Origin of the sequence: Rossellomorea sp. GAMAL-10_SWC, from assembly GCF_049568075.1 — a bacterium.
GTDB lineage: Bacteria > Bacillota > Bacilli > Bacillales > Bacillaceae_G > Gottfriedia.
The window spans coordinates 4,428,045-4,442,072 of the sequence record NZ_CP144911.1 but is presented as its reverse complement, the minus strand read 5'-3'; the positions used below and the strand labels follow the sequence as shown (position 1 = coordinate 4,442,072).

Here is a 14,028-nt window from a genome sequence, read left to right as displayed (position 1 = left end):
TTACCGTATCCACTTAAAATCCCCCTTTCTTTTAGTAAATGTCATTATTTGCTTCAGTAAACTTACGAATAATCCAAGTAACTACTAAACAAATAACTAATAAGAAAAATCCAATTGCACTTGCATATCCAAAATCAAAACCTTTGAATGCTTTTTGATACATATAGGAAGCCATTACTTCACTTGAACCATTAGGACCCCCACCTGTCATAACATAAATTAAATCAAAGTATTTAAGTGACCCAACGACGGCAAGAACAATCGTTACTTTCACAACATTCATGATTAATGGTAATTTTATTTTTAATGCGATTTGAATTGGTGTTGCCCCATCGATTCTTGCAGCCTCGATTAGAGAGTCTGGTATATTTTTAAGAGCTGCATAGTAAATCAAAATATAAAAACCGGCGTACTGCCAAATAATTGGAATAATAATCGCATATAATGCTAAGTTTGTTTCGGCTAACCAGGCTGGTGGATTATGAACTCCTAGAGAAACAAGTAAGCTATTTAGAATACCGTTAGTAGGATGATAAATTTTAAGCCAAAGCTGAGCAATTGCAACAGAAGCAAGTAGCATTGGAATTAGATATATTTTTCTAAGAAGGTCTGCACCTTTAATTTTTCCTGCTAGTATAAATGAGATGAACAAGTAACCAATTAAACTAACTGCCGAAAATATTGCTAATAAAAAGGAGTGGAAAGCACTTTTCCAAAATAGAGGATCATGTAATAAGTGGGAGTAATTCTTTAAACCTATGAACTCCTTTTCCCCAATTCCATTCCATTTCATTAAGCCAAAGTATCCAGTTTGTACGATTGGAACGTAAATCAAAGCAAGGATCAGAAAAAGAGCTGGTGTAATATACAAGGCGATTATTTTTTTATTTGACATAGCTTTATTCACTTCGATTCAACTCCTTCCCCTATGTTTAAAAATCAAGGGCATATTATAATGAATCCATATGCCCTTTACTTTTGTACATCAGAATTTATTTATCTTCTGCCTTTAAAGCCTCTTCATGTTGTTTAGCAAAGTCTTTTGGTTTTACTTCATTTCCAAATAAAGATTGGATTAAGTTTAAGTGAGTTTCTGCTACAGAAGCACTCATTTGAACATCAGCAAATAATGTTAAGTTGCTAGCTTTATTTAATTCATTTAACACATCAATATATAATGGTGGTAAATTTACTTTTGAAGTATCAACCTTAGTCGCTGGAATTACACCCGCTTTTTCAACAGATTGCTCTCCCCACTTCTCTACAAAGAATTTAACAAAGTCTTTAGCTTCAGCTTTCACTTTTGAATGCTCTGCTACGAATAAACCTACTCCTGGGCCACCAACCCAGCTGTTAATATTTCCTTTTCCACCTTCATAAGTTGGGAATTTAAAGAAACCTACATTATCACGGAAATCTTTTGGAATTTCTTCGTTTGTCGTAAAGTTTGGAAGCTCCCATGTTCCCATTAAATACATAGCTGCATTTCCATTTAAGAATTCAGATTTACCCTCATCATTCGATAATCCATTAAATCCTTTATTAAACGCATTTTCTTTAACTAGGTTTTGAACCTCTGATGCCGCTGATACAAGTGCAGGATCTTCGAATGTTCCTGTACGGTTAATTGCTTTATTAAGTACATCAGCTCCACCAATTCTGTCTGCCAAATACATATACCAAAGTGAACCTGTCCAACGATCTTTATTTCCTAAAGCGATTGGAGCAACTCCATTTTTAGCAAGTGTTTTAACAACGTTTTGGAATTCGCTATAAGTTTGTGGTACTTGAAGGTTATATTTTTCAAAGATTGCTTTATTGTAATAAATTGGAGCGATGTTTAGTTCTAGTGGTAAACCATATGTTTTTCCATCGATTGCATATGCTTCTGTTGTTCCGCTTACAAAAGAATCTTTTAATCCGTTATTTAACACATCATCTAAATCAGCAAAAAGGCCACCTTTCACAAATGGTTTCATATATCCTGCTGCCCACGTAAACCCAACATCTGGAAGTTCATTAGAAGATGAAAGAACTTTAATCTTATTCTTGTATTGCTCATTTTCAAGAACTTCTACTTCAATTTTTACATCCTTATGTTCAGCCTCATATTGTTTAATAATGTCAGATACAATTAAGTTTTGTTGCTTAGAACTTCCAGCTGGCCAAAGGTGCATAAACTTGATCACTTTTTTGGAACCGCTTTCAGTTGACGCGTTATTAGATTTACCACAGCCAGTTAAAGCAACCATTAGAATAAGAACTACTGCTAACATTAATGAAGACGCTTTCTTAAACATGTCTAACCCCCATTTTTTTGAATTTTTCGTTACAAGTAAATTCTAGCACTAAAAAAAAAACGCGGTAAGGTAACCACGATTGGATAAAATTCCACTATTTTTGGATTAGTGAATCATCAAGTTCCGATACTTTTCTAAATTTACTAGGGGTAATACCCTCGTAATCCTTAAAGATCTTAATGAAATATTTAGCTGTCTGATAGCCTACTTCTAGTGCAATTTCTTCAATTTGCAAATCTGTTGTCAGTAGGCGATTTTTTGCAATTTGTAATCTCTTTCTAGTCAAGTACTCACTAAATGTTAATCCCACTTGCTCTTTAAATAACACACTAAAATAGCTCGCATTTAGATGTACCGCTTCTGCTACATCCTTTAAGGAAATTTGATTTCTTATATTTTCATTAATAAAGGTCTTTGCTCCGTTAATTGAGTTAGAGCGGTTATTAACTTGATCTAGTTTTAATAATTTCTGATCAGTCACTTTTTCCATATATTCAATCCGTTCAATATTTGCTTCCTTTTCAAGCGCTTGCTCAATAGCTTCAATTAATTTTTGTTTACTTACTGGTTTTAATAAGTAATTTACAACTCCTAGACAAATAGCCTCCTGGGCATATTCAAAGTCAGGGTGTCCAGAAATTATGATTGAAACAAACCTATGTCCTTTATCCTTTAGGTTTTTTAGAAGCTCTAAACCATTCATTTCAGGCATACAAATATCAGTTACTAATAGATGAATTTTTGTTCTGCTCATCTGTTCAACTGTTTCTTGACCATTTGCTGCACTAAGAATTTCAAATTTACCGTTTGACCATTTCTCTAATGTTTTTTTTAAACCTTGTCTAGTCGCTTGTTCATCATCAACAATTAGAATCGTTTTTGTATCCAAATTATTCTCCACCTTTGTCTGGAACTTCGAATAATACAGTTGTACCTTTACCGATCTCACTTTCTAAACGAAGGCCACCTAAATCATATCTTTCGTAATATAATTTGATTCTTTTATTTACATTCGTAAGCGCCATTCCCATTCCTTTAAAGGATGATATATTATCATTTTTAATTGCTAGATTAAGGGCATTAAGAGCTTCTCTATTAATCCCCGGTCCATTGTCCTTAACAGTCACTAATAAATTAGATGAGTCATTAATCCTTTTAATCTTCACTAAAACAATCCCTTGTTCTCGACTACTTTCAATACCATGCATAATGGCGTTCTCAACTAAAGGTTGGATTAGCAGTTTAGGTATTTTAATAGCCAATAGATTTGGCTCAACAGATATCTCCCAAAAAAACCGTTCTCCTAATCTCATTTTCATAATCTGTAAATATCGTTCAATTTGGTCGAGAGCAGCTTGTATAGTTACCCATTCACTACTGTTTGCATTGCCGATTGTATAGCGAAATAATCCCGACATTGCAATCACTATTTCTGCTAAGTCCTCCTCACCTCGATCATCTAAAGACCAGTAAAGTGCATTTAGCGTATTATAAAGGAAGTGCGGATCGATTTGGGCTTGTAGTGCCTTCAACTCCGTTTGACTACGAAGTAATTCTTTTTCATAAACGACCTGTATTAAATGATTCGTATTTTCTACCATCTGGTTATACGTTCTATTTAATTCAATAATTTCTAATGAAGCTGCGCTTTCCTTGTTAATTTTCAACTCGTCCATTTTCGCGTTCTTCATTGTAATTGTAAGTTTCTTTATCGGTCTTGTGATCATTGTTGCTAGAATAATTGATGATATAACAAAAATGATCAATCCAATCGCACCAGATAATAGGGTCGCTTTTCTCACCGGTGTTACCCGCTCATTTAAAAAGCTTGTAGGTTTTAAAATAACAAGTGTCCAGCCCGTTTTTGTAGATGGTTGCGTAACAATCATATATTGTTTTTTATTTACTTTTATCGATTCGTATCCTTCTAATAAAAACTTTTGAATATCAATGCCGTAGTTATCCGTTATCGGAGTTAAATCCCTATCAAGCAGCATCATATAGTCCTTCTCTCCAGGAGATAAATTACTTTCTTCAACCTGAAAATAACTATTAAGTATTCTTACGACTAAATATCCTCCATTTGAAAACCAACGATCCATTAAACTAACCCTTCTTATCGCATAAGAATAGTTACTATTTTTAGGATCTTTCCCTACCCATACTAATCTTCCTTTCTCGGCTTCTGCTTCCTTTACCCATTTTTCATCGATTACACTAGATAAATTTTTATCACCAAATGGAAAAATACGATTACCTTCTGAAGAATATAGCTCAAAAGAAGAGATTCCATTTGAGTAAGCTAAAAAGTTATTTATGACTCTAATTAGTGATTGTCTTTTTGCAAAATCAACACTTTCTCCGTTTTTCAATCCGAGTAATATTTGTTGAACCGTCTCGTTGGTCATTAATTGATTTGATAAAGTGTCAATTTGCTTATACAAGGTTTCCATTCTTCCATTTGCTTCAATAGCCGTTTGTTTGATTTGCTTTTCTGTTGTATCTTTCATTAAAGTTCCAACTTGGTTATATACCATAATGGATACAATGGATAAAACAATCACCATAACAATCAAGAAGACACCCAATATTTGATTTCGTAAAGTGTTTAATTTTCTTAACCGTAATCTAAATTTGACGATTGTAATCACCTTTTCAGTAGTAAGTTAGTGTAAGGGTTTTCTTTAAAAATTATCATACTATATTTATTATTAGTCTGAATATTAAAAACACCTGTCTAGTAATAACTACCAGGTAGTTTAAGGGCAATATTGGGATAATTGTAATTAGTTTAAATAAAAAATCAACACAAAAAAGAGGAACCTAAACATATGATGTCGAGGCTCCCCTTTTCATTTAGTTACTATTTATTTACCCCTTCCCTGAACTTTTGACTTTTCTCACTCATTAACTTGTTCAACTTTACTCCATTCTGCCTCCTGAAGAGTTCGCCATAAAATTTTCCCACTTGCAGTAGTTGGTAATTTATCAATAAATTCGACGTATCTCGGATATTTATAGTTAGCCATATGCTCTTTTGACCAATCGATAATGTCATCCTCACTTACTTTGCCTGAATAAATAGGATTTAGGATCACATATGCCTTTACTGTTTCGCCCCTTTTTTCATCAGGCTTACTAACAACACAAGCTTGTTCAATGGCCGGATGTTTATAGAGTAGGTTTTCCACTTCGGTTGGCCAAACTTTAAAGCCTGACGCGTTAATCATCCTTTTAACACGATCAACGATAAAATAGTAGCCTTCATCATCAAACCGACCAATATCTCCTGTACGGAAAAATTGTTTCCCGTCTATTTCAATAAAGGCGTCATTTGTTTCTTCATGTCGGTTAAAGTAGCCTTTAAATACTTGTGGCCCATTAACAACAATCTCACCAACTTCACCAACACCTAACTTTTTCAATGTTACCGGCTCGATAATTCTGGCGTCTACGTCAAATGATGGAATTCCAAGACATTGTAGTTTTGGTCGATCTGGCGGATTAAAATGTGTCTGTGCAATTGTTTCGGATAATCCATACCCTTCTACGAACTTTAACCCTGTTAATTGGAATAACTGCTCTCCTACTGCTTCTGGAAGAGGAGCCCCACCACCTGCAATATTTACAAGAGACTTAATGTCATCTGTATTTAAATTTGGATTTGCTAAAAAGTCGATTAACATTGTACTAATATTTACCCAATGGGTACATTGATAATTTTCAATCAGTTTGCATGCATGGTTTCGATTCCATCTTGTTAGCAATACCATACTTGAACCAGTAAGAATCGGTGTATGCATGCCATGAACCATTCCTGTTACGTGGAATAGGGGTAAAGTTGAAAAGCTAACGGCATTTGCAGAAATATTCATCCAAACGGCAGATCCTACTACATTTGCTTGTACTGTTTTATGTGTGTGAATACAGCCTTTTGGTAAACCGGTTGTTCCTGAAGTATATGGAAGGACCGCAACATCATCTGAGTTACCTTCATATAGTGATGGGGTGAGCTGTGTTTGTATTGCATCCTCCCAATAAAATAAATTTTCGTTTGGATAGATTTTCTTTGATTCAGTTATTTCAGCCGTTAAATCGGAAACTAAAGGAATGGTTGGTAAGTATTCAGAGTAAACTGCAACTACTAAATTCTCTAATCCAGTCGTAGCTTGTAAAGATTCAATTTGAGGGGATAGTTCTTGGCCAATGATTGCGGTTTTAATTTCACAATCATTTATGTAAAATTCAAGGTCATCTGTGGTGTTCATCGGGTTAATTGGTACTACAATTCCTCTTACTCTTAATATTGCATAAAAGGCGATAACATATTGGGGTGAGTTTTGCATATAAAGCATTACACGTTCACCAGGGGATATTTCTAACCTATGCTCAAGATAACCTGCTAAATGATCAACCTCTTCAAGAAGCTGCTTGTACGTTTTTGAAGCGCCATAATACTCGATTGCAGTTTTATTTGGATACCTTTTTGCCGAAACGACTAAATTATCATAAAGGGTTGTCTCAGGTAAAGTCAAAGATTTAGAAACCCTTTTTGGCCAATACGCAAAATGTGAAGTACTCATAATTTTCCCCTTTCGCTTATGAACCTTTTTTATATTAAGTTTTAATACTGACTGCTCGTTCTTGTATGTATGAAAGCATAAAAGATTTAGGGCAATTATTCATATACATTGCCTAATTAATGAATATCTCTCTACCAGAAAACACTTACAAATTATTCGTTTAAAATAGTATCTTTGAAATTAATTGAATGTAAATTGCAAAATGGGGCAATTGCTAAGTTTAGTGTGGAAAGGAAAAATGGAATAGTAAATCATTATAAAAATCAACTTTAGACCTTATTATAATGGAAAAGCTTAAATGAATAAATAGTTTTTTGAAAATTTAAAAAACAATTTGATTTAACCTAGGTATTTGTTTTGAGTAGCGAAAATTTTTTAAGTAAAATTACATACAATTACTTACTTTACGGCTTTTCTATGTTTCAATTAATAACAAGTGAGGTGTTAGTATATGAGAATTGGAATAATCGGTTTAGGAGATATAGCTGCGAAGGCCTATCTACCTGTTCTTTCTGAAAAAGAAAAGATCGAGTTGGTGCTATGTACAAGAAGTAATGAGACACTAGACCATTTATCAAACAAATATCGAATCAATGAAACGGTTAATACAGTAGATGAATTGTTAGAAAAGAATATTGATGCAGCATTTGTTAGTACTGCCACGGAAGCTCATTATATGATAACGAAAAAGTTATTATTAAATGGTATAAATGTATATATTGATAAACCTATTTCAATGAATTTCAAAGAGACTGAACAAATTGTAAATCTAGCTAGAGAACAAGGAAAAATAGCGATGGTTGGATTTAATAGACGGTTTACCCCTAGAGTAAAAGAGCTTACCATGCATGGAAAGGCCAGCTTAATAATCATGCAAAAAAATAGATTTAACTTTCCTGAATATACTAGAAGATTTGTTGTAGAGGATTTTATTCATGTGGTGGATACACTTAGGTATTTAATGTCCACTAATGTAGTTGATTTAAAAGTCAATTTCTTAAAAAAAGATAATATGCTCGATCACCTAATCATTCAACTTATAGGTGAGGGATGCACGGCAATTGGAATGATGAACAGAAACAACGGTGTAACGGAAGAAATTATTGAATATATGACACCACAAAATAAATATGTAGTGAGTAGTTTAGTCGAAACAACCCATTATCATAATAAAGAAATCAATATTACAAAATTTGGTGATTGGGAACCAACACTATATAAACGTGGGTTTTACCAAATTGTTGATCACTTTCTTGACTGTATAGAACAGAATAAAACCCCAGACCCTTCAATAAATGATTCCTTAATCACTCATGAAATTTGTGAAAGAATCGTTCAGTATATTGATTCTAATGTATATTAAATAAAAAAACCGAATAATAGACTTGAGAGGTCTAATTATTCGGGTTTTATTTATTATTTATTCTTGTTCAGCCATTGCATCCTTTGGAGTACCGAATAAATACGTTAGGACGAAACCACCGGCATAACCAGCAAGTAATCCGATCACATATTTAAGCCACATTCCGTGTGCAATAAGTGGAACTAACGCTAAGCCTGAAGGACCAATTGCAATCGCTCCAACATTACCAAACATTCCAATTACTGCACCTCCTATACCACCACCGATACATGCAGTGATAAATGGACGACCAAGAGGTAATGTAACACCGTAAATTAATGGTTCACCAATACCTAAAATACCTACTGGAAGAGCACCTTTAATCATATTTGATAATGATTTATTCTTTTTGCAACGTAACCATAAAGCTAATGCTGCTCCAACTTGTCCAGCACCTGCCATTGCAAGCATTGGTAATAATTCAGTCGCACCAGTTGTATTAATTAATTCGATATGAATTGGTGTTAAAACTTGATGCAAACCTAACATTACTAATGGCAAGAATCCCATACCTAAAATAAATCCTGCTAAAATACCGCCTTTTGCAATAATCCAGTTAATTGAGCCAATTAAGTTATCAGAAATAAATCCTGCGAATGGCATGATGAAGAAAATTGTAAGCAAACCTACTACTAATAAAGCAATCATAGGCGTGATTATAATATCTATCGAATCTGGAATAACTTTACGTAATTGTTTTTCTAAAATTGATAATAAATAGACTGCAAGTAGTACTCCAATAATACCACCTTGACCTGGAGCTAATGGATCACCATTAAAGATATTTTTAATTGGTTGATCCGGAAGCATACCATTTAAAAGTGTTACCCCACCAATCACTCCACCAAGGGATGGTGTCGCCCCAAATTCCTTCGCTGCGTTAATACCAACATAAATTGCTAAATAACCAAAAATTGCGTTTTTAATTACATTTAAAACTGTAACATATTGTGACCAAGTTGCTGCATCTAGGTTTTGAGCAGTAATATTGTTTGATAGAATCGAAGCAATACCAGCAATTAAACCTGCACCAACGAATGCTGGAATTAATGGAATAAAGATATTACCGACTTTTCGTAAGAAATTTTTAAAAGGTGTGTTATTTTTCTTTTTTAATTCGGCTTTAAGATCTGAACCTTTTTCATTTAAAGCCGCTGATGAAGTAACTTGTTTTCCTGATGAGCTGTTTTTCAGATGACCAAATTGTTCTGCAACTTTAGTTACTGTACCAGGACCTAAAATGATTTGATAAGTCTCGTCATCAACAGTTCCCAAAACTCCGTTAATTTTTTTAACTTGATCTTCATTGATTAAATCACGATCAGCAACATTAACACGAAGTCTTGTCATACAGTTTGTAAATGAAACTACATTATCAGTACCGCCGATTGCATCAGCGATTTCAGAAGCTAATCTTTGATATTTATCCATCTTCTACTCCCCCAACAATATTTATTTTTGTATTGCTTTTCGAACAAATCCTTCTGATTTTTTCAATTGCTCAATTGCTTGCTCATAACTAAACCCAGTAAGAATCATAACGATTGCTACTTTTGGACTTTGATTCGACTTCGTTAAATACTCTTCTGCAATTTCATACGTACAAGAAGTTGCTTCCATTACAATACGCTTTGAACGCTCAACTAGTTTTTCATTTGTTGATTGAACATCAACCATTAGGTTGCCGTATACTTTTCCAATACCAACCATTGATGCTGTAGATAACATATTGCATACTAACTTTTGAGAAGTACCTGCCTTTAATCTAGTTGAACCAGTTAATACTTCAGGTCCATTAACAACTTCAATTGCTATTTCTGCCTCTTGACCAATCTTTGAACCCTTGTTACAGCTAACCGCTACAGTAGAAGCACCAATTTCTTTAGCGTATTTTAATCCACCAATGACATAAGGTGTACGACCACTTGCTGCAATCCCGACTACAATATCATTTTTACTTAACTTAATTTCCTTTAAATCTTCAATTGCAAGTTCTTCGCTATCCTCAGCGCCTTCAACTGCTTTAATAAAAGCTTTTTCTCCACCTGCAATTAACCCTACTACCTCTTCTGGACTTGTTCCAAATGTAGGAGGACATTCAACTGCGTCTAAAAGTCCTATGCGGCCACTTGTGCCTGCTCCTATATAAATCAAGCGACCCCCACTTTTGAAAGCAGTTACAATTTTTTCAACAGCTTTAGAAATATTAGGAATTTCATTTCGAACGGCCGCGGCAACTTTAGCATCCTCTTCGTTCATTACGGTTAAAAATTCTTCTATAGACATTTCATCTAAATTCATTGTTTTTTCATTTCTTGTTTCGGTTGTTAAATTCTCAAGCATGTTTGCTTCACCTCAAGTAATTTTTTAAAAATAAATTTAATTTCATATATATTATAACTATCTTTGAAATAAAATTTCAACACTTAAATTCATAAGGAAGAAATTTCATATTATTAAATCGTATTTTTGTTCAAATAAATGTCATATTCATCAAACCACCACAAACAATTTTTCTTTTAAAAGATGCATAAATTTATAATCTATACATTAATTTGTCTAGCAAAAAAGTTTAAGCTCAATTTACAATTTCAAAACATAATTAATAAACTCTTGTGGTATTTTAAACCTATGTATTTAAAATATGTTTGTTAATTTGATGACAACTTAACTAAAATACAATTTATTTTAAAGATGAGAAGACAACATCCTCCATATGATTAAGGATATTTATGTCACTTAACTAGGGGTATACAATGAAAAAGTTTATACAGTTTTATAAAAATTTCTCGTTAGTGGAGAAAAGCGCACTTCTCTGCTTTCTCATACCTCCAGTAGGTATTTCATTGCTATTGATCATTGGGCTTCGTACACTCTATACTCAATGGTTTATTAATAAACGGTTTATTTATTCGTTTAGTTCGTACTTTTTCTTATGCCTACTTATATCTTCTATTGGTGCTACCCTTTTATTTAGAAATATATTATTTTTATTGGTTAATATCATGATTCTTGGTTACTGGGGAATCTATTGTAGGATTTTAGTAACTGAGAAAGGTCAATTATTTCAGAGATTTCGCATGATTATAATCTTTGGAGGAGTATATAGTTGTGTAATTGGATGGATATCTAGATGGTTTGTTTTTCCTAAAATTGTTGGTTATTTATTAGGAACAGTACTTTTTGGAGAAGTGGAACCTAAGAATTTTAACCGCCTAATTGGTTGTGCATATAATCCCAATTTTACTGTATTTATTTTATTAATCGCTATTTCCTTTCTCTTTGCCAGTCTACTTTCTAGTTTAGAGAGAAAACACTTTATTAACTTTGCGTGGCAGCTTCCGATCCAACTTCTACTTAGTTATGGAATTTATCTTACGGGTTCAAGAGCTGGCTTTGCGACGATGATTTTGATTTATTTACTTTTTATCTTCCGACTTAATCGAATCTTTTTCTTTGTTTGTACAATCATCGGACTATTCTTTTCGAAATGGTTGCTCTATATAATGCCAAGGGCCGATTCAGTTATTCAAGCAGGGCATAAAAGGTTGGACATTTGGAAAAACGCATATACTATATGGCAAAATCACCCATTCTTTGGTGTGACACCAATCGGATTTGGTCAAGAATATGTCATACAATATGGTCATTTCATCCCCCATGCACATAATTTACTGCTGGGTATGTTTGCGGAATACGGAACATTAGGAGGATTGGCTTTTATAACATTAATTAGTATAAATATTGTAAAATGCATTCACTTATTCTTTTTTGAGCGCAGCAAAAAATGTTTTTTCAACAGTTTTTTACTCGGCCTACCAATTATTTTGTTTACGGGTGTATTTGATGAGCCGGTGTTCTCTCCACAAATCGGTTTCCTCACAGTCATACTGCTTGGGTGTTGGGATCGATATTCAAAACGTATGCAATTTAATATCGAGATTTCAGCAATTCAAGGCAAATTTATAAGCGTTTATGGGAGCACGGCAAGGTTAGTTGTCAGTTCGTACATGATTTTGCATTATTTAAAATCGAAGTTTATTAGTAACAAGTACTAAAAAGACCCCTATGACTAGTTAGGGGTCTCTTTTTGTTAGCTTATGATATTTTTTTCGTAACTTGCACTTCTACTGCTACATCTTGTTTTGTTAAGAATAAATTTAAAATAATTGCAGTTAATGAACCTGTCACAATTCCATTTTGCATTAACATTTTTAAAAAGTCAGGTAGTTGGTCGAACATTTGTGGAAGGGTAGCTGAACCTAAGCCTACCGCTATACTACATGCTGCGATTAATAGGTTTTCTCCTTTACCTAAATCGACTTCTGAAAGAATTGATATCCCGGCAGCTGCGACAGATCCGAACATAACAATCATTGCGCCTCCAAGAACAGCATTTGGAATAACAGTCGTTAAAGCTGCTAGTTTAGGTAATAATCCAAGAACAACCATGATACTTCCCGCAGCATAAATAACTTCCCTAGATTTAACTTTTGTAAGTGAAATTAAACCAACATTTTGTGAAAATGCTGTGTACGGAAATGCATTAAAAATACCACCAAGCATAATTGCAAGACCTTCTGAACGCAATCCATTTACGATTTGATCCTGTTTAACCTTTTGGTTAATCGCTTTTCCGACTGCGAAATAGACTCCAGTTGATTCAACCATACTAACAATACATACGATGATCATTGTGATAATTGCTGTAATACTGATTTTTGGTGTCCCGAAATAGAATGGTTGAGCGATACTAAACCACGATGCTTCTGATACGCTTGAAAAGTGAACGATTCCCATTGCATAGCCGGCAATTGTTCCTACAACCAAACCAACAAGTACGGAAATTGTACGTAAAAATCCTTTAGCCCATCTGTTAACGACTAAAATTACGATAAGTGTAAGAAGGGCAAGTAATAAATTGTGTACTTGACCGAAGTCTGAACTCCCTTGTCCACCTGCTGCATTATTCATAGCTACTGGAATTAAAGAAAGTCCAATTATCGTTACAACTGATCCTGTAACAATTGTAGGGAAAAATTTTAAAAGCTTGCCATAAAAAGGAGCAGCTAATATTACAAAGATCCCAGAAATAATGATTGCACCGTATGCTGTTGGTAAGTTAGAAGATGATGCAATTGCAATAATCGGACCTACCGCTGTAAAGGTACATCCTAAAACGACTGGCAATCTGCTACCAATGTATTTAGTCCCCATGCTTTGCAGGATTGTTGCGATACCGCAAGTAAATAAATCTGCTGCTATTAGATAAGCGATCTGAGTTGGCGTAAGTTTAAGTGCGCCACCTATTATAAGGGGTACAACAACTGCACCTGCATACATAGCCATGACGTGTTGAAAACCTAATGTAAATGCTTTTTGTTTACTTAACAATCTGATTCTCTCCCTTGTCATTGCTGAATTTATCAAAATTGATTGCGTACAGTTATTACTCTTTATAAAACAAAAAAGGACAGGTTCCACTTGAGTATGTTTCTCTCAAGTGAAACCTGTCCTTCTGGGTTTTTATCCCTAATGGTGTAGCACGTGTAGTGCCCACATCGCTCGGACCAGCCATTTTACTTATACAATAATGCGGAACCCTAGATGTGCTTTCACTCATAGTCGGTCGATTATATTGGTCGTCCGGTAGAAACTTATGGGCCATATCCCCATGATTATATGAGTTATTTATATATTTGTACCTTGATTATGTTACACATGCTATTCAATATTTTCAAGT

At 34.0% G+C, this 14,028-nt stretch carries 10 protein-coding genes and 1 riboswitch; of the genes, 2 read left to right on the top strand and 8 right to left on the bottom strand.

Annotated features, from left to right (window positions below):
- Positions 1–31 precede the first annotated feature (31 nt).
- The 5 genes from V5E38_RS21540 to V5E38_RS21520 form a co-directional block, all read right to left on the bottom strand.
- Positions 32–907 (bottom strand): carbohydrate ABC transporter permease, encoded by an 876-nt coding sequence (locus V5E38_RS21540; RefSeq protein ID WP_499211385.1) that lies wholly within the window; start codon positions 905–907, stop codon positions 32–34.
- Positions 908–992: 85 nt separating this feature from the next.
- On the bottom strand, positions 993–2,300 hold the full coding sequence (locus V5E38_RS21535) for a type 2 periplasmic-binding domain-containing protein (RefSeq protein WP_499211384.1): 1,308 nt from the start codon (positions 2,298–2,300) through the stop codon (positions 993–995).
- Between the two features lie 94 nt (positions 2,301–2,394).
- Entirely contained in the window at positions 2,395–3,189 is a 795-nt protein-coding gene (locus V5E38_RS21530; protein WP_499211383.1) for a response regulator transcription factor, read from the bottom strand.
- 1 nt (position 3,190) lies between these two features.
- Positions 3,191–4,867 carry a sensor histidine kinase gene (locus tag V5E38_RS21525; protein ID WP_499213623.1) on the bottom strand — a complete coding sequence of 559 codons (1,677 nt, stop codon included), beginning with the start codon at positions 4,865–4,867 and terminating at the stop codon, positions 3,191–3,193.
- 333 nt (positions 4,868–5,200) lie between these two features.
- Positions 5,201–6,883, bottom strand: coding sequence for a long-chain fatty acid--CoA ligase (locus V5E38_RS21520; RefSeq protein ID WP_499211382.1), 1,683 nt, complete (start codon positions 6,881–6,883; stop codon positions 5,201–5,203).
- Between the two features lie 451 nt (positions 6,884–7,334).
- On the opposite strand from V5E38_RS21520, the gene V5E38_RS21515 reads away from it, so the two are divergent.
- On the top strand, positions 7,335–8,246 hold the full coding sequence (locus V5E38_RS21515) for a Gfo/Idh/MocA family protein (protein ID WP_499211381.1): 912 nt from the start codon (positions 7,335–7,337) through the stop codon (positions 8,244–8,246).
- A 57-nt stretch (positions 8,247–8,303) separates the two neighbouring features.
- On the opposite strand, the gene V5E38_RS21510 is transcribed toward V5E38_RS21515, so the two are convergent.
- The gene (locus tag V5E38_RS21510) at positions 8,304–9,716 is read right to left on the bottom strand and encodes a PTS N-acetylmuramic acid transporter subunit IIBC (protein ID WP_499211380.1); all 1,413 of its coding nucleotides are present in this window, start codon (positions 9,714–9,716) and stop codon (positions 8,304–8,306) included.
- Between the two features lie 21 nt (positions 9,717–9,737).
- On the bottom strand, positions 9,738–10,628 hold the full coding sequence (gene murQ / locus V5E38_RS21505; protein ID WP_098565828.1) for an N-acetylmuramic acid 6-phosphate etherase: 891 nt from the start codon (positions 10,626–10,628) through the stop codon (positions 9,738–9,740).
- A gap of 737 nt (positions 10,629–11,365) precedes the next feature.
- Here murQ and V5E38_RS21500 point away from each other — a divergent pair.
- Complete coding sequence (locus V5E38_RS21500) at positions 11,366–12,343, top strand: O-antigen ligase family protein (RefSeq protein ID WP_499211379.1); 978 nt, start codon at positions 11,366–11,368, stop codon at positions 12,341–12,343.
- 40 nt (positions 12,344–12,383) lie between these two features.
- Here the strand turns inward: V5E38_RS21500 and V5E38_RS21495 are convergent, their stop codons facing one another.
- Entirely contained in the window at positions 12,384–13,679 is a 1,296-nt protein-coding gene (locus V5E38_RS21495) for a nucleobase:cation symporter-2 family protein (protein ID WP_499211378.1), read from the bottom strand.
- Between the two features lie 208 nt (positions 13,680–13,887).
- Positions 13,888–13,991, bottom strand: a riboswitch (purine riboswitch).
- Between the last annotated feature and the right edge of the window lie 37 nt (positions 13,992–14,028).

Excerpts from the sequence above, each read along its gene's own strand:
- V5E38_RS21525 (WP_499213623.1), bottom strand. The coding sequence starts at position 4,867 with ATGGTGATTGTTTTATCCATTGTATCCATTATGGTATATAACCAAGTT.
- V5E38_RS21500 (WP_499211379.1), top strand. The coding sequence starts at position 11,366 with ATGATTATAATCTTTGGAGGAGTATATAGTTGTGTAATTGGATGGATA.
- V5E38_RS21510 (WP_499211380.1), bottom strand. The coding sequence starts at position 9,716 with ATGGATAAATATCAAAGATTAGCTTCTGAAATCGCTGATGCAATCGGC.
- V5E38_RS21535 (WP_499211384.1), bottom strand. The coding sequence starts at position 2,300 with ATGTTTAAGAAAGCGTCTTCATTAATGTTAGCAGTAGTTCTTATTCTA.
- murQ (WP_098565828.1), bottom strand. The coding sequence starts at position 10,628 with ATGCTTGAGAATTTAACAACCGAAACAAGAAATGAAAAAACAATGAAT.
- V5E38_RS21520 (WP_499211382.1), bottom strand. The coding sequence starts at position 6,883 with ATGAGTACTTCACATTTTGCGTATTGGCCAAAAAGGGTTTCTAAATCT.
- V5E38_RS21515 (WP_499211381.1), top strand. The coding sequence starts at position 7,335 with ATGAGAATTGGAATAATCGGTTTAGGAGATATAGCTGCGAAGGCCTAT.